General features: G+C 72.7%; 11 protein-coding genes. 1 reads left to right on the top strand and 10 read right to left on the bottom strand.

Features of this window, described 5'->3' with window-relative positions; translation table 11 throughout:
• Nucleotides 1–136 precede the first annotated feature (136 nt).
• The 8 genes from ACFWBN_RS15350 to ACFWBN_RS15315 all read right to left on the bottom strand — a co-directional run bounded on the left by ACFWBN_RS15350 (nt 137) and on the right by ACFWBN_RS15315 (nt 10740).
• The gene (locus tag ACFWBN_RS15350; protein ID WP_385176505.1) at nt 137–1834 is read right to left on the bottom strand and encodes a proline--tRNA ligase; all 1698 of its coding nucleotides are present in this window, start codon (nt 1832–1834) and stop codon (nt 137–139) included.
• A 51-nt stretch (nt 1835–1885) separates the two neighbouring features.
• The gene (locus ACFWBN_RS15345; protein WP_385176502.1) at nt 1886–2428 is read right to left on the bottom strand and encodes a GNAT family N-acetyltransferase; all 543 of its coding nucleotides are present in this window, start codon (nt 2426–2428) and stop codon (nt 1886–1888) included.
• Nucleotides 2429–2478: 50 nt separating this feature from the next.
• The gene (locus tag ACFWBN_RS15340; RefSeq protein WP_385176499.1) at nt 2479–3324 is read right to left on the bottom strand and encodes a GNAT family N-acetyltransferase; all 846 of its coding nucleotides are present in this window, start codon (nt 3322–3324) and stop codon (nt 2479–2481) included.
• 167 nt (nt 3325–3491) lie between these two features.
• On the bottom strand, nt 3492–4649 hold the full coding sequence (ispG, locus tag ACFWBN_RS15335; protein WP_385176495.1) for a flavodoxin-dependent (E)-4-hydroxy-3-methylbut-2-enyl-diphosphate synthase: 1158 nt from the start codon (nt 4647–4649) through the stop codon (nt 3492–3494).
• Nucleotides 4650–4824: 175 nt separating this feature from the next.
• Nucleotides 4825–6126: a M50 family metallopeptidase gene (locus ACFWBN_RS15330; protein ID WP_385176492.1), complete on the bottom strand. Its 1302-nt coding sequence runs from the start codon at nt 6124–6126 to the stop codon at nt 4825–4827.
• The gene (dxr, locus tag ACFWBN_RS15325) at nt 6123–7376 is read right to left on the bottom strand and encodes a 1-deoxy-D-xylulose-5-phosphate reductoisomerase (RefSeq protein ID WP_385176489.1); all 1254 of its coding nucleotides are present in this window, start codon (nt 7374–7376) and stop codon (nt 6123–6125) included. Before dxr ends, ACFWBN_RS15330 begins: the two co-directional genes overlap by 4 nt.
• 20 nt (nt 7377–7396) lie before the next feature.
• Nucleotides 7397–8758 (bottom strand): hypothetical protein, encoded by a 1362-nt coding sequence (locus ACFWBN_RS15320; RefSeq protein ID WP_385176486.1) that lies wholly within the window; start codon nt 8756–8758, stop codon nt 7397–7399.
• Nucleotides 8759–8796: 38 nt separating this feature from the next.
• Nucleotides 8797–10740 carry an acyl-CoA dehydrogenase family protein gene (locus ACFWBN_RS15315; RefSeq protein WP_385176483.1) on the bottom strand — a complete coding sequence of 648 codons (1944 nt, stop codon included), beginning with the start codon at nt 10738–10740 and terminating at the stop codon, nt 8797–8799.
• Nucleotides 10741–10999: 259 nt separating this feature from the next.
• Between ACFWBN_RS15315 and ACFWBN_RS15310 the strand changes: the two genes are divergently transcribed.
• Complete coding sequence (locus tag ACFWBN_RS15310; RefSeq protein ID WP_385176479.1) at nt 11000–12394, top strand: hypothetical protein; 1395 nt, start codon at nt 11000–11002, stop codon at nt 12392–12394.
• A 155-nt stretch (nt 12395–12549) separates the two neighbouring features.
• Here the strand turns inward: ACFWBN_RS15310 and ACFWBN_RS15305 are convergent, their stop codons facing one another.
• Together ACFWBN_RS15305 and ACFWBN_RS15300 are read right to left on the bottom strand one after the other, a co-directional pair.
• A complete protein-coding gene (locus tag ACFWBN_RS15305; protein WP_385176476.1) occupies nt 12550–13995 on the bottom strand; it encodes an aldehyde dehydrogenase family protein in 1446 nt (481 codons plus the stop codon).
• 327 nt (nt 13996–14322) lie between these two features.
• Nucleotides 14323–15903, bottom strand: a complete 1581-nt coding sequence (locus ACFWBN_RS15300; RefSeq protein ID WP_385176473.1) for a PucR family transcriptional regulator — start codon at nt 15901–15903, stop codon at nt 14323–14325.
• Between the last annotated feature and the right edge of the window lie 137 nt (nt 15904–16040).

The raw sequence follows: 16040 nt of genomic DNA, 5'->3' as shown, positions 1-16040 counted from the left end.
GGGGGTACGGGGGCGGAGCCCCCGCCGGGTCCGGGGCGGAGCCCCGGGACGGGGGGCTGGGGGCGGAGCCCACCCACGCGGCGGAGCCGCATATCGGTACTGCCGGGAAGGGGCGGGGTGGGGAAAGCCCGCAGGGCTACACCAGGCGGGACAGGGCCTCGGTCAGGGGGAGTTCCTCGCGGGTGCCGGCCCGGCGGTCCTGGAGTTCGACCACGCCATCGGCGGACCGACGGCCCGCGACCAGGATCCACGGCACACCGATCAGCTCCGCGTCCGTCAGCTTCACGCCCGGGGAAAGGCCCGCCCGGTCGTCCAGCAGGACGCGCAGGCCCGCCTCCGCCAGGGCGGCCGCGGCCTGCTCCGCCAGCGCGAGCGGCACGGCCTTGCCCGCCGCCACCACGTGGACATCGGCCGGGGCCACCGCCGCCGGCCAGCACAGCCCGCGCTCGTCCGCCGTCTGCTCGGCCAGCGCGGCCACCGCCCGCGAGACGCCGATGCCGTAGGAGCCCATGGTGACCCGGACCGGCTTGCCCTCCTTGCCGAGCACGTCGAGCCCGAAGGCGTCCGCGTACTTGCGGCCCAGCTGGAAGATGTGGCCGATCTCGATCGCCCGGTCCAGCTTGAGGCCGGAACCGCAGCGCGGGCAGGGGTCGCCCGGCTCCACGACGACCACGTCCAGGTACTGGTCCACCTCGAAGTCCCGCCCGCAGACCACGTTCCGGGCGTGGGTGTCGGCCCGGTTGGCCCCGGTGACCCAGGACGTGCCCGGGGCGACCCGCGGGTCGGCCAGGTAGCGGACCTTGTCCAGGCCCTGCGGGCCCACGTAGCCGCGTACGAGATCGGGCCGGTCCACGAAGTCCTCGGCCGTCACCAGCTCCACCACCGCGGGGGCCAGGTGTTCGCCCAGCTTGCCGAGGTCCACCTCCCGGTCCCCCGGCACGCCGACGGCCACGATCTCGCCGTCCACCTTCACCAGGAGGTTCTTCAGGGTCGCCGACGCGGGAACGCCGAGGTGCGCGGCCAGGGTCTCGATCGTCGGGGTGTCCGGGGTGTCCACCTCCTCCAGCGCCGGGTGTCCGGCGCCCGCCACCGGGGCCAGGGCGAAGGTCACGGCCTCCGTGTTGGCCGCGTAGTCGCAGGACGGGCAGTCCACGAAGGTGTCCTCGCCCGCTTCCGCGGGAGCGAGGAACTCCTCCGACGCCGAGCCGCCCATCGCCCCCGACACCGCCGAGACGATCCGGTGGTCCAGGCCCAGGCGCTCGAAGATCCGGATGTAGGCCTCGCGGTGGAGCCGGTACGACTCCGCCAGGCCCTCGTCGGACACGTCGAAGGAGTACGAGTCCTTCATCTGGAACTCGCGCCCGCGCAGCACCCCGGACCGGGGCCGCGCCTCGTCGCGGTACTTGGTCTGGATCTGGTAGAGCATGACCGGCAGGTCCTTGTACGAGGTGCACTGGTCCTTCACCACCAGGGTGAAGATCTCCTCGTGCGTGGGGCCGAGCAGGTAGTCCGCGCCCTTGCGGTCCTTGAGCCGGAACAGCAGGTCCCCGTACTCCGACCAGCGTCCGCTGACCTCGTACGGCTCCTTCGGCAGCAGCGCGGGCAGCAGCACCTCCTGGGCGCCGATCGCGTCCATCTCCTCGCGGACGATGCGCGAGACGTTGTCCAGGACCCGCTTGCCGAGCGGCAGCCACGTCCACACGCCGGCCGAGCTGCGCCGGACGTAGCCGGCGCGGACCAGGAGCCGGTGGCTGAGGGTTTCGGCGTCGGCCGGGTCCTCGCGGAGGGTTTTGGCCATGAGGCGGGACATGCGCTGCACGTGTTGCGTAGACATGCGGGGAGGCTACCGGTGGCCGTACGGGGGCCGGAAATGCATGCGGGGCCCTCAGGGCCGCAGGAGCGGCAGCGGGGCGCCCATGACGGCGTACGGGAGGCTCGCGCTCGGGAAGTGGACCTGGCGGGCGAGGTCGGTGTAGCCGAGGGCCCGGTAGAGGCCGCGGGCCGGGCTCTCGGTGTCGATGGCCGACAGGATGGAACGCTTCTCGGCGGCGCTGTCGGTGATGCCGGTGATCAGCGCGCGGCCGACGCCGTGGCCCTGGAAGCCGGGGTGGACGTGCAGCTCGGTGATGACGAAGGAGCCGTCGAGCCAGTCCTCGTGCCCGGCGGTCCGCAGGTAGGGCTCGACGATCGTGGACCACCAGTGCGCGCGGTCGTTGGGCATGCCGTAGACGAAGCCGGTGAGGGCGCCGTCCTCCGCGAAGGCCCCGAGGGCGCGGGCGCCGGGGCAGGTCATGTGGCGCTGGACGATGTAGCGCCGGATGCCGACCTCCTCCTCGCTGAGGCCGAAGGCGACGGCCTGCACGCGCAGGGCCTCGTCCACGCGGGCGGCGAGGTCGAGGGGGCCGATGCGGAGTCCGGTAGGCAGCATGCGGCGACCTTACTGCGGGGTAGGGCCCTGTCGGTATGGCATCGGCCGGTTCAGAACAGGACGCTCATGAAGGCGCCGACCTCCCGGAAGCCCACCCGTCGGTAGGCGGCCCGGGCGGCGGTGTTGAAGTCGTTCACGTAGAGGCTGACCACCGGGGCCACGTCCCGCAGCGCGAAGGCGACGACGGCGGCCATCCCGGCCTCGGAATGCCCGCGTCCGCGGAATTCGGGGGCCACCCACACGCCCTGGATCTGGCAGGCGCGGGCGGTGGCGGCGCCGATCTCCGCCTTGAAGACGACCTTGCCGTCCTCGACGCGGGCGAAGGAGCGGCCGCTTGCGACGAGCTCGGCGACGCGGGCCTGGTAGAGGAGTCCGCCGTCGCCGGCCATCGGCGAGATGCCGACCTCCTCGGTGAACATGGCCACGCAGGCGGGCATGATCACGTCCATCTCGTCCTTGCGGATCCGGCGGACCAGGGGGTCGGGATCGACCGTGGTGGACGGGCTCTCGATGACCATGAGCGGCTGGTGGGAGCGGACGTCGCGGGCCGGGCCCCAGCTGGGCTCCAGGAGCTGCCACAGCAGCCGGGTGGCCTCGGCGGGGCCGACGATGGAGGAGCAGCGGCGGCCGGTGCGGCGGGCCCGGTCGGCGAAGGCGCGTACGGCGTCGGGTCCGGCGCAGACGGGGACCAGGTTGGCACCGGCGTAGCAGAGGGAGCGGAGCTCGCCGCCGGCGTACCAGCCCCACATCTCGCCGCCCAGGCGCCAGGGATCGAGTCCGGCGACCTGGACCCGGGAGGTGACGAAGGCGTTCTCGACCGGCGCGCGTCCGAGGACTTCGAGCGCGGCGTCGAGATCACTGGGCTCAAGGACCCGGGTGGTGGTCTGCGTCAACACTGGGGCCTCACCATGCAAGTCTGCTGATCTCCGCACTGTACCCGGCGCGGCTCGCGGATGCCGCGTCGCAGAGGTCACGAAAAAGCCCCGGCCCCGCCCCCGAACTGCGGGAACAGGGCCGGGGCGCGCCTCGGTGAGGTCGGCCGGCGACGGCCGCGGCGGTGCGGTCAGACGCCGATGGCAACGGAGGGCTCGCCGGAGGCGACGCCGTCCTTCTCCATCTGCTCGGCGATCTTCATGGCCTCTTCGATGAGGGTCTCCACGATCTTCGACTCGGGGACGGTCTTGATGACCTCGCCCTTCACGAAGATCTGGCCCTTGCCGTTGCCGGAGGCCACGCCCAGGTCGGCCTCGCGGGCCTCGCCGGGGCCGTTGACGACGCAGCCCATGACCGCGACGCGCAGCGGGACCTCCATGCCCTCCAGGCCCGCCGTGACCTCCTCGGCCAGCTTGTACACGTCGACCTGGGCGCGTCCGCAGGACGGGCAGGAGACGATCTCCAGGCGGCGCGGCTTGAGGTTCAGCGACTCCAGGATCTGGTTGCCGACCTTGACCTCCTCGACCGGCGGGGCCGAGAGGGAGACGCGGATGGTGTCGCCGATGCCCTCGGAGAGCAGCGCGCCGAAGGCGACGGCGGACTTGATGGTGCCCTGGAAGGCGGGACCGGCCTCGGTGACGCCCAGGTGCAGCGGGTAGTCGCAGGCGGCGGCCAGCTGGCGGTAGGCGTTGACCATGACGACCGGGTCGTTGTGCTTGACCGAGATCTTGATGTCGCTGAAGCCGTGCTCCTCGAAGAGGGAGGCCTCCCACAGCGCGGACTCGACCAGCGCCTCGGGGGTGGCCTTGCCGTACTTCTTCAGCAGCCGGGCGTCGAGGGAGCCCGCGTTGACGCCGATCCGGATCGGGGTGCCCGCGTCGTTGGCGGCCCGCGCGATCTCCTTGACCTTGTCGTCGAACTGCTTGATGTTGCCCGGGTTCACGCGGACGGCGGCGCAGCCGGCGTCGATCGCGGCGAACACGTACTTGGGCTGGAAGTGGATGTCGGCGATGACCGGGATCTGCGACTTCTTCGCGATGACGGCGAGGGCGTCGGCGTCGTCCTGCGTCGGGCAGGCCACGCGGACGATGTTGCAGCCGGAGGCGGTCAGCTCGGCGATCTGCTGGAGCGTGGCGCCGATGTCGGAGGTGCGGGTCGTGGTCATCGACTGCACCGAGATGGGTGCGTCGCCGCCGACGGCCACCGATCCGACCTGGATCTTGCGGCTGACCCTGCGGTCGGCAAGCTTCGTCGGCACGGCCGGCATTCCGAGAGAGATGGCAGTCATCTGCTGTGCAACCCCAAGGTGTGGATCAAGGTCCCGAATTCGGCGGGCTCCAGGCTTCGAGATTACGCCAATCACCGGGCGCTCCTCGCATCCGAGGGGGTGCGCCACCCGAACGTAGGGAGCCGGGCACGATGTGTGCCCGGCTCCCGTGGTCGTCCTGTAGACCCGGCGGGGGCTAGGTGATCTTGATCGGGTTCACCACGTCGGCCACCATCACCAGCAGCGTGAAGCAGATGAACAGCCCGGCCACCACGTACGCGACGGGCATCAGCTTCGCCACGTCGAAGGGGCCCGGGTCGGGGCGCCGGAAGACCTTCGCCACGGTGCGCCGCAGCGACTCCCACAGGGCGCCGGCGATGTGCCCGCCGTCGAGCGGGAGCAGCGGCAGCATGTTGAAGAGGAACAGCGAGAGGTTGAAGCCGGCCAGCAGGTTGAGGAAGAAGACCAGCTGGTGCTGGGCGGGGATGTCGAGGGTGAAGATCTCCCCGCTGACGCGCGCGGCGCCGACGACGCCCATGGGGCTGTCCTGCTTGCGCTCGGCGCCGTTGAAGGCCGCGTTCCACAGGTCCGGGACCTTGGACGGCAGGTCGATGAGCGACTGGACGCCGGCCTGCATCATCTCGCCCATGCGGTCGACGGACTGGCCGAAGGACTGCGGGACGTAGCCGGAGGCGGGGGCGAAGCCGAGGAAGCCGGCGGTGACGTACTCGTCCTTGACGTACTTGCCGCTGCCGTCGGTCTTGGCGACCTTGTTCTCGATCAGGTTCGCGTGCAGGTCGACGCGCTGCCCGGCCCGCTCGACGGTGATCGTGGCGGGGCCGACGGTGGCGCGGATGTCCTTCTGGAGGGCGGACCAGTCGTCGACCGGGCGGCCGTTGAAGGCGACGATCTTGTCGCCCTGGGCCAGGCCTGCGGCCTTGGCCGGGGCGGCCGGGTCGCCCGCCGCGCACTTGTCGCGCTTCTCGCTCTGCTGGATCACGCAGTCCGAGACCGAGCCGACCACGGTCGTCTGGGTGTTCAGCCCGAAGGCCATCAGGGTGGTCAGGAAGATCGCCACGGCCAGGACGAGGTTCATGAACGGGCCGGCGAACATCACGATCACGCGCTTCCACGGCTTGCGCGTGTAGAAGAGCCGGCTCTCGTCTCCGGGCTGGAGCTCCTCGTACGCGGCCGAGCGCGCGTCCTCGATCATCGACCGGAACGGGGAGGTGGAGCGGGCGGTGACCCTGCCGTCCTCGCCCGGCGGGAACATCCCGATCATGCGGATGTAGCCGCCCATGGGGATGGCCTTGATCCCGTACTCGGTCTCGCCCTTCTTCCGCGACCAGATGGTCGGGCCGAAGCCGACCATGTACTGCGGCACGCGGATGCCGAACAGCTTGGCCGTGGAGAGGTGTCCGAGCTCGTGCCAGGCGATGGAGACCAGCAGGCCGACCGCGAAGATCACGACCCCGAGCACCGTCATCAGAAGTGTCATGCGCTCGCCTCCACGGCGGCCCGCGCCGCCATCTCCCGCGCCCGGGCCCTGGCCCAGGCCTCTGCTTCGAGGACGTCCCGGACGGTCAGGGAAGTTCCCGACTCCGGCGTCCCGTGCTCATCGACCACGACAGAGACGGTATCCATGATTGCTGTGAACGGCAGCCGACCGGCCAGGAACGCCTCCACGCACTCCTCGTTGGCGGCGTTGAAGACGGCCGGCGCGGTGCCGCCGAGGGTGCCCACGTGCCGGGCCAGGTCCACCGACGGGAAGGCCTCGGTGTCCAGCGGGAAGAACTCCCAGGTGGACGCCTTGGTCCAGTCGAAGGCGGGGGCCGCGTCCGGGACCCGCTGGGGCCAGCCGAGGCCGATCGCGATGGGGCCGCGCATGTCCGGAGGGGTGGCCTGGGCGAGGGTGGAGCCGTCCGTGAACTCCACCATCGAGTGCACGTAGGACTGCGGGTGGACGACGACCTCGATCTGCTCGAAGGGGATGTCGTAGAGCAGGTGCGCCTCGATGACCTCCAGCCCCTTGTTGACCAGGGTGGCGCTGTTCACCGTGATCACCGGACCCATGGCCCAGGTGGGGTGGGCGAGGGCGTCCTTGACGGTGACCCCGGCCAGCTCCTCGCGGGTGCGGCCGCGGAAGGGTCCGCCGGACGCGGTGACCACGAGCTTGCGCACGTCGCCCCGGGTTCCGGCGGCGAGCGCCTGGAAGAGCGCCGCGTGCTCGGAGTCCACCGGGATGATCTGTCCGGGCTTCGCGAGGGCCTTGACCAGGGGGCCGCCGACGATCAGCGACTCCTTGTTGGCGAGGGCCAGGGTCCGGCCCGCCCGCAGCGCGGCGAGGGTGGGCGCGAGGCCGATGGAGCCGGTGATGCCGTTGAGGACGGTGTGGCACTTGGACGCGGCGAGCTCGGCCGCCGCGTCGGGCCCGGCCAGGATCTCGGGCAGCGGCTCGCCGGGCCCGTACTGGGCGCTCAGCGCCTCTTTCAGGGCCGGTACGACGTCCTCGCGGGCGACGGCCACCTTCTCGACCCGCAGCAGCCGGGCCTGCTCGGCCAGCAGCCCGACCCGCCCGCCGGCGGCGGACAGCGCGGTCACCCGGAACCGGTCGGGGTTGCGCAGGGCGAGGTCGATGGCCTGGGTGCCGATGGACCCGGTGGACCCGAGGATGACGATGTCCCGGGGGCCGGCCGCGGCGTCGAAGAGGAGGTGCGGATCGGCGAGGGGGGCTGGGCGGTCGCTCATGCCCCCATTGTTGCCGGAAGTCAGGAGCGGCCGGACACGGAGCCCCCCTCCGTGACCCGCAGGAGAAGGTGCGGGAGCGTTCCGGCGAAGTCCGGGAGCGTCACGGCCACCCGCCACCAGGCGTCCGGATCGGCGCCGAGGGCCAGGGCGAACAGCCGGTCGGCCTCCGACCGCGCGGCGAGCACCGGCTCGGCCCAGTCGTGGCGGTCGGGGTGGTTCACGTCCCCCAGCCAGTGGTCCTCGTCCAGGGCCCAGCAGGCGGGCGCCTTGTGCCGGATCACGTCCTCGCCGGTGAGCAGCCCGCGGGCCAGGCAGTCCCGCACCCACCGGATGTCCTCCTGGACGGTCTCCATGGGCACCGCGAGGCTCGCCAGGGCCAGCTCGCGCTCCACGCCCCCGACGGGCTCGGCGGCTTTCGGGGCCAGCGAGCGCACCGCCGCGTCGAGCCCGAAGACCTGCGGGGCGTCGGCGGGCTCCGGCAGGGTGCCGCGCACGATCCGGGCCACCAGCACCGGCAGGGTGCCGCGGAAGGCGGGGGCGTGCCGGAGCAGCTCCGCCCAGAGCCGGGGGTCGTCCCGCAGGGGGCGCAGCGCGCGGGCCGCGGCCGTCCGCATCCCCGTCCGTTCGGGCAGGGACCAGCGCAGGCCCCTGGTCTCGGGGAGGTGCGCGAGCAGCAGGGTGCGGTGCGCGGGGGCGACGTGGGCGGCGAGCTCGTCGCAGGTGAGCAGCCCCATCCGGACGGCCCGGACGGCGGGCCGGTACCACCGGTACCCGGCCGTGTCCTGCGGGCCGGCGTCGAGCAGCGCCCGGCAGACCTCCCGGGGCAGTCCGCCGGCCAGCAGCAGGGCCTCGACCGCGGTGGGCGGCAGCGGGTCCCGGGCGTGCTCGTGCAGCAGCGTCTCGGGGTCGAGGGGGGCGTGCGGCATCCGCAGCAGGGTGAGCGGGATCCGGGGCCGGCGGCCGTGCCGGCGCAGCAGGGCGATCAGCTCGCCGGTGGTGAACGGCCCCGGGCCGATCTCCCGCAGCAGCTCGGGCGAGGGCCCGGGGCGGGCCGCGTAGCGCGCCGCCCCGGGCAGCCCGGGCAGGGGCCGTCCGACGACGTGGGGGTTGCGGGCGACGTACTGCCGGTCCTCCGCGGTGCCGTGGCGCAGCACCAGGGTGACGGTGGAGGCCGACAGCCACTCGTCGCGGCACAGGTACTTGCGGGTCGGCGCGTCGAGCCGGCCGATCAGGTCGGTGACGACGTGGTCCGGTGCGTGGCGCAGCAGGTGCGCCGCGCACCAGGCCATCCGTCGGCTGGCGCGGTCTTCCTCGGCCGTCGGCATCGTTCTCTCCGCCTTGCCCGTGCTCGTACGCGTACGGGTGTCCGTATGCGTACTCATCCTCGTACGCCTGTCCGACGTCCGGCGATGATCGCAGGTCAGCGGATGGGGCGGTGCACGTTTTTCCGGGTGGAGGGGCCGGGGGCGGCGTCCGCGATCCACGGGCCGTCGCCGGAGGGGTCGATGACGCCCTCCTCCAGCCAGGTGTAGGTGCCGGTCAGCACGCCTTCGACGACCTTGCGGTCGATCTCGTCGGTGTTGGTCCAGAGCCGGCCGAAGAGCTCCTCGACCCGGATCCTGGACTGCCGGCAGAAGGCGTCGGCCAGCTGGTAGGCCTCGCGGCCGTGCTCGCCGGTGGCGCGCAGGTGCTCGGCGCGGACGCAGGCCGCGCTCATCGCGAAGAGCTCGGCGCCGATGTCGACGATCCGGCCCAGGAAGCCCTGCTTGGTCTCCATGCGGCCCTGCCAGCGGGACATGGCGTAGAAGGTGGAGCGGGCGAGTTTGCGGGCGCAGCGTTCGACATAGCGCAGGTGGGTGGCGAGGTCGGGGTGGCCGGCGGGGTGGAAGGCCCGGTAGGTGCCCGGGACCTGGCCGGCGCCGGTGGCCAGCTGGGGCAGCCAGCGGGCGTAGAACCCGGCGGCGCGGGCGCCCGCCTTCGCCTTCTCGCCGAGTGCCTTCTCCGGGTCGATGAGGTCGCCCGCGACCGACAGGTGGGCGTCGACGGCCTCGCGGGCGATCAGCAGGTGCATGATCTCCGTCGAGCCCTCGAAGATCCGGTTGATGCGCAGGTCGCGGAGCATCTGCTCGGCGGGGACGGCGCGCTCGCCGCGGGCGGCGAGGGACTCGGCGGTCTCGAAGCCGCGCCCGCCGCGGATCTGGACCAGCTCGTCGGCCATCAGGCAGGCCATCTCGGAGCCGTAGAGCTTGGCGAGGGCCGCCTCGATGCGGATGTCGTTGCGGTCCTCGTCGGCCATCTGGGAGGCGAGGTCCACGACCGCTTCGAGGGCGAAGGTGGTGGCGGCGATGAAGGAGATCTTGGCGCCGACGGCCTCGTGCTTCGCGACCGGGCGGCCCCACTGCTCGCGTACGCCGGACCACTCGCGGGCGATCTTCAGGCACCACTTCCCGGCCCCGACGCACATCGCGGGCAGCGACAGCCGGCCGGTGTTGAGGGTGGTCAGGGCGATCTTCAGCCCGGCGCCCTCGGCGCCGATGCGCTGGGCCGCGGGCACCCGGACCTGGTGGAAGCGGGTGACGCCGTTCTCCAGGCCGCGCAGGCCCATGAAGGCGTTGCGGTGCTCGACGGTGATGCCCGGCGAGTCGGCCTCGACGACGAAGGCGGTGATGCCGCCGCGGTGGTTCTCGCTCTTCGGCACGCGCGCCATCACCACGAGCAGGTCCGCGACCACGCCGTTGGTGGTCCACAGCTTCACGCCGTCGAGGACGTAGGCGTCCGCCCCGTCCGGGACCGCCGTGGTGGCCAGGCGCGCCGGGTCGGAGCCCACGTCGGGCTCGGTGAGGAGGAAGGCGCTGATGGCGGTGGTGGCGCAGCGCGGCAGGTAGGCGTCCTTCTGCTCCTGCGTGCCGAAGATCTTCAGCGGCTGGGGTACGCCGATCGACTGGTGGGCCGAGAGCAGGGCGCCGATGGCCGGGCTGACCGAGCCGACGAGCGCGAGGGCCTTGTTGTAGTAGACCTGGGTGAGGCCGAGGCCGCCGTACTTGGGGTCGATCTTCATCCCGAGGGCGCCGAGCTCCTTGAGCCCGCGCACGGTCTCGTCGGGGATCTTCGCCTCGCGCTCGATGCGGGCTCCGTCGATCTCCGTCTCGCAGAAGGTCCGCAGCCGGGCCAGAAAGGTCTCGCCCCGCCGGACGTCCTCGTCCGCGGGGAGCGGGTGGGGGTGGATCAGGTCGAGCCGCAGCCGTCCGAGGAAGAGCTCCTTGGCGAAGCTTGGCTTGCGCCAGTCCTGTTCCCGGGCCGCTTCCGCGACCTGCCGTGCCTCGCGCTCGGTCACCTTGTGCTGTACGGGCTGTGTTGCGGACATGAGGGGACTCACCTCGCCGCCGAGTCGGGTGGGTTCACCGGATTACCAGCCGGTGCTACCTGTGAGTCGTACCCAATGTGTGCGGTCGGGAAAAGGGAAGAGGGCCTCTGCCCCCCGTCTGGCGTCGCCCACGTCACACGGGCCCGTACCGCCGGACCTTTTACGGGAGCATTACTCTGAGCCTGTTCAAAACGATGTTGACCTGCCCCGGGGGGGATGCGCGCCGCGCACCTGGGGCTCATGAGGGGGAATCTCAGACATGAAGTTCAAGCTCCAGCGCATGGCTGTCGTGGCCGCCGCCGCGGTGGTCGGTCCGACCGTCCTGATGGCCACTCCGGCGATGGCCGACGAGGTGCGCAACCCGGCCGTCAGCACCCCGGACGCCGAGCCGAAGGACGACGCGGCCCCGGGGCAGGGGGAGCCGGGCGCGCAGCCGGAGGCCGGACAGCCCGAGACCGGACAGCCCGAGGCCCCGAAGCCGCAGCCGCAGCCCGAGGCCCCGAAGGGTGAGGCCCCGAAGGGTGAGGCGAAGCCGGGTCCCGCCGCCGGGGACCAGAAGGCCGCGCAGGCCCCGTCGCTGACGCTGACCGGGCTGCCGAAGGAGTTCAAGGCGGGCGGCGACTGGCGGGAGTACTCCCTCCACGTCGACAACTCGGGCCGTCCGAAGGCCGACGACTACTCGCTCGAACTCGCCCTCTGGGCCCTCGACACCACCGGGTGGGAGGCGGGCGACATCCAGACGGAGGTCTACGCCCCCGACGCCGCCGGCACCTGGGGCTGGCACAAGATCGAGGCGTACGGCTCGGAGGAGGCGTACAGCTTCGACGTCGCCGACGTCGACATCGAGGCGAACGAGGTCTTCGACCTCAAGCTCCGCACGAAGTTCGCCAAGGACACCCCCGCCAGCCGGTTCTCCCTGAGCACGACCGCCGAGGGCGGCACCGCGGAACGGGTCCGCTACCTGTCCAAGGTGACCCCCGCCGTCCCGACGTCGGACCACCAGGGCCCCAAGGTGGCGCTGAAGGGCCTGCCGGAGGCCGGCCTGAAGGCCGACGGCGCGTGGCAGCCCCTCACCCTGAACGTCGACAACACCGGGAAGGAGGCGTTCGACCGGTACGGCTTCCGGGTGATGTTCGCCAACCCCGGCGACTCCCTGCGGGCGAAGCACGTGGAGTTCGAGGTCTGGGACGGCAAGAACTGGGTCGGGGGCGAGAAGGACCCCTCGGGCCGGTACTCCGGAATGACCTTCGAGCGCGCCGTCGGCAAGGACGCGAAGTTCGACATCCAGCTGCGGGTCAAGGTCGCGCCGGACGCCCCGATCGGCAAGGCCTTCCTCGTCATCGACGCGAGCTACGACGACGAGGTCATGTCCAACCTGATCTTCACCTACACGTCGATCTACGCACCCGGCACGACCCCGGGCACCGACCCGGGCGACGGGGGCCAGACCGGCAACCAGCCGAAGCCCGACGGCGGTGCCACCCCGATCGTCGACAAGGGCACCGGCTCCACCTCCGGCACCGGTGGCCAGCTCGCCGCCACCGGCACCGACTCGGCCACCACCTGGGCCCTCGGCGGCGCCGGCGTGGCCCTCTCCCTGGGCGCCGCGCTCGTCGCGGGCACCGGCAGGCGCCGCCGCAGCACCACCGCGTAAGGCCCGTGGCGGGGGGTCTGCACGACCCGTCGCAAAGACCCCCTCCCTGCGAGCAGGGAGGGGGTCTTTGGCCGCCCGTCACCGGGCGGGAAAAGGGGGACGGCCGGAGCCCCCGCACAGTAGGCTCCGGCCGTCGGCTTTGGGGCCGTACGAGATCAGATGTCGAGGCCGGTCAGGACCAGGACCCGCTCGTACGTGTAGTCGTCCATCGCGTAGCGGACGCCCTCGCGGCCCACACCGGACTGCTTGACGCCGCCGTACGGCATCTGGTCGGCGCGGTAGGACGGCGCGTCGCCGACGATCACACCGCCGACCTCGAGCTCGCGGTGGGCGCGGAACGCGGTCTGGATGTCGCGGGTGAAGACACCGGTCTGCAGGCCGAACTTCGAGTCGTTGACGGCGGCGAAGGCCTCGTCGGTGTTCTCGACCTTCGTCAGCGTGAGGACCGGCCCGAAGACCTCCTCGGTGGCGAGCTTGACGCCCGCCGGGACCTCCGCGAGCACGGTGGGCTCGTACGAGGCACCCTCGCGCTTGCCGCCGGTGAGCAGCTTGGCTCCGGCGGACACGGCCTCGTCGACCCAGGACTCGACACGCTTGGCGGCGTCCTCGGAGACGAGGGGGCCGACGTCGGTGGCGGAGTCGGACGGGTCGCCGGTGACCTGGGCCTGGACCTTCGCGACGACCTTCTCGACGAGGGTGTCGTAGACCGAGGCGTCGGCGATCACGCGCTGCACGGAGATGCAGGACTGGCCGGCCTGGTAGTTCGAGAAGGTCGCGATACGGGTCGCGGCCCAGTCGAGGTCGGCCTCGGAGGCCCAGTCGGCGAGGACGACGGCCGCGGCGTTGCCGCCGAGCTCCAGCGTGCAGTGCTTGTGGGGCACCGACTGCTGGATGGCGTAGCCGACGGTGTCGGAACCGGTGAAGGAGATGACGGGGAGGCGCTCGTCCTTGACCAGGGCGGGCATCTTCTCGTTCGCGACCGGCAGGACCGACCAGGAGCCGGCGGGCAGGTCCGTCTCGGCGAGGAGCTCACCGAGGATGAGGCCGGACAGCGGGGTCGCCGGGGCGGGCTTGAGGATGATCGGCGCGCCGACGGCGATGGCCGGGGCCACCTTGTGGGCGCACAGGTTCAGGGGGAAGTTGAACGGCGCGATGCCGAGGACCGGGCCCTTGACGAAGCGGCGGGTCAGCGCGAGACGGCCGACGCCGCCGGCGTCGGTGTCGAGGCGCTGGGCGTCGCCGCCGTTGAAGCGGCGGGCCTCTTCCGCGGCGAAGCGGAACACGGACACCGCACGGCCGACCTCACCGCGGGCCCACTTGATGGGCTTGCCGTTCTCGGCGGAGATCAGCTGGGCGATCTCCTCGGTCCGCTCGACGAGCCGCTTCGACACGTGGTCCAGGGCGGCGGCCCGCACGTGGGCCGGGGTCGCGGAGAACTCCGCCGTCACGGCGTACGCCGCGGCCACGGCCTCTTCGACCTGGGCGTCGGTGGGCACGCTGACGGTGCCGACCAGCCGGCCGTCCCACGGGGAGTGGACGTCGAAGCTGTCCTCGCCGGTGGCCTGGCGGCCGGCGAGCCAGAAGGCGTGGGTGGAAGTCATGCGAATCCCGGCCCTTCGGATGTGTGCGGTGGGTCGTTGACTCCTCCACGGTAGGACTCCGCGGGGGATTCGGTGTTTATCCGGCGTGTAGTACCTGCCGGTGGGGCTGCGCCGCTTTGTCAGTGTCGGGGAGGGCGCGCCCATGCCGAGCCCCTACCGGGGGCCGCGGGGTACGTGCGCGGGCGCGCCGCCGCTGCGGGGGCTCCGCCCCCGAGCCCCCGCGCCTCAAACGCCGGCGGGGCTATCTCCAGCCCCGCCGGCGATTGAGGCGCGGGGGCGGGCAGTGGCCGGGAGGCCCCGCGCAGCGGCATCCGTACCCCCGGCGGCCTACGACGGAGTCGGGGAGGCCTTGAGGGCGAGCCACAGTTCCATCCGGACGTCCGGGTCGTCCAGGGAGCGGCCGAGGATCTCCTCGACCCGCTTCATCCGGTACCGCAGCGTGTGCCGGTGCACGCCCAGGTCCGCGGCCGCCGCGTCCCACTGGCCGTGGCGGGAGAGCCACGCCTGCAACGAGGCGACCAGGTCGCCCCGCCCGGTCGCGTCGTGCTCCCGCAGGGCCCGCAACGTGCCGTCCGCGAAGGCCCGTACCGCGTCGTCGGCCAGCAGCGGCAGCACCGACCCCGCCGCCATGTCCTCGTGCTCCACGAGCGAGCGCCCGCGCCGCCGGGCCACGGCCAGCGCCTGGTCGGCCTGTTTCAGGGCCGCCGCCACCGTGGCCGGACCCGCCGGCGCGGACAGGCCGACCACCAGCTCGTCCGGCTCCGGACCGGCGGCGTCCCGGCCGCGCCGCGCCTCGATCGCCTCCGCGTGGTCCACGCACGCCTGTACGGCCGAGCCCGCGTCGGCGGCCAGCACCACGAGCCGCCCCGGCTCGGGGACGACCAGCAGCGTCTCGCCCGTACGGGCCGCCGCCGACTCCACCGCGTCGGCCAGCATGGCCAGCCCCTCCGGCTGCGCGGTCCCCGGCAGCGCCGGCTCGGCCGTGATCAGCCGGAACGGCGCCTCCAGCAGGGCCCCGTACAGGTCGCCGGCCACCGTCTGCGCATGGTCCGCCTCCCCCGCCAGCAGCATCCGCAGCACCGCCGCCCCCAGCCGGGACTCGGCGTCGTGCAGCGAGCGCGACCGCTCGGTGGTGAGGGTGAGGAGCGCGACCGCGGAGTGGACGGCGTACCGCTCGGCCGTGCCCAGCGGAGCCCCGGTGCCCACCGCGAGCGCGCCGCGCGCCCGTCGCCCCGTGCCCAGGGACTGGAGCTCGACCCGGTCCTCCGAGCCGCCGACCACCGCGCTCGCGGGCGCGGGCCGCTCCCGCAGCCGCTCCACGTCGGGGGTGAGCCGGGCGGCCCGCCGCGCGGCCCAGTCGGGGGCGGCCGCGACGACCGCGCCCGAGGTGTCGTACAGCGCGGCCCAGCCGTGCACGTGCGCCGCCAGCTTCGACAGCAGCTCGGCGGGCCCGTCGGCGGAGAGCGCGGCACGCGTCAGCTCCCGCTGCGCCTCGAAACCGGCGGTCACGGCCCGGTACTGGTCGGCCGCGAGGGCGGCGGAGACGGCCTTGCTGATCGCGAGGAACGGGGTCCGCCGGGGCACCTCCAGCAGCGGCATGTCCTCGGCCCGCGCGGCCTCGACCAGGGCTTCGGGGATCGCCTCGTAGTTGACGCCGACCGCGAAGCCGATGCCGACGACCCCGGCCGCCGCGAGCCGGCGCACGTAGCGGCCCATCTCCTGCGGGTCCTCCGCGTCCAGCTTCATCGCGGTGATCAGGAGCAGCTCCCCGCCCTCCATGTAGGGGACGGGGTCGGCGAGCTCGCTGACGTGGGCCCAGCGCACGGGGGTGTCGAGGCGGCTCTCCCCCGCCCGGACGCTGAGCTTGAGCGCCGAGTGCTGGACGAGCGAGGCGAGGGTGAGCGGCATCGGTTACCGGGGCCTTAGCGGGAGGGGGCGAGGGGAAGGACGGGGGTGGGCGCGGGGGAAAGCGCCGCGGGAGAAGAGCAGCAGAGGAGCCGCCGACGTTTTTCGCCGTGTCGTATGAACGGCCCTCCTCGATTCTG

The organism is Streptomyces sp. NPDC059989 (assembly GCF_042736975.1).
Taxonomy (GTDB): domain Bacteria; phylum Actinomycetota; class Actinomycetes; order Streptomycetales; family Streptomycetaceae; genus Streptomyces.
The sequence above is the reverse complement of the archived record's forward strand: the minus strand, read 5'-3'. Positions and strand labels throughout refer to the sequence as shown.

Excerpts from the sequence above, each read along its gene's own strand:
- ACFWBN_RS15350 (WP_385176505.1), bottom strand. The coding sequence starts at position 1,834 with ATGTCTACGCAACACGTGCAGCGCATGTCCCGCCTCATGGCCAAAACC.
- ACFWBN_RS15345 (WP_385176502.1), bottom strand. The coding sequence starts at position 2,428 with ATGCTGCCTACCGGACTCCGCATCGGCCCCCTCGACCTCGCCGCCCGC.
- ispG (WP_385176495.1), bottom strand. The coding sequence starts at position 4,649 with ATGACTGCCATCTCTCTCGGAATGCCGGCCGTGCCGACGAAGCTTGCC.
- ACFWBN_RS15330 (WP_385176492.1), bottom strand. The coding sequence starts at position 6,126 with ATGACACTTCTGATGACGGTGCTCGGGGTCGTGATCTTCGCGGTCGGC.
- dxr (WP_385176489.1), bottom strand. The coding sequence starts at position 7,376 with ATGAGCGACCGCCCAGCCCCCCTCGCCGATCCGCACCTCCTCTTCGAC.
- ACFWBN_RS15320 (WP_385176486.1), bottom strand. The coding sequence starts at position 8,758 with ATGAGTACGCATACGGACACCCGTACGCGTACGAGCACGGGCAAGGCG.
- ACFWBN_RS15315 (WP_385176483.1), bottom strand. The coding sequence starts at position 10,740 with ATGTCCGCAACACAGCCCGTACAGCACAAGGTGACCGAGCGCGAGGCA.
- ACFWBN_RS15310 (WP_385176479.1), top strand. The coding sequence starts at position 11,000 with ATGAAGTTCAAGCTCCAGCGCATGGCTGTCGTGGCCGCCGCCGCGGTG.
- ACFWBN_RS15305 (WP_385176476.1), bottom strand. The coding sequence starts at position 13,995 with ATGACTTCCACCCACGCCTTCTGGCTCGCCGGCCGCCAGGCCACCGGC.
- ACFWBN_RS15300 (WP_385176473.1), bottom strand. The coding sequence starts at position 15,903 with ATGCCGCTCACCCTCGCCTCGCTCGTCCAGCACTCGGCGCTCAAGCTC.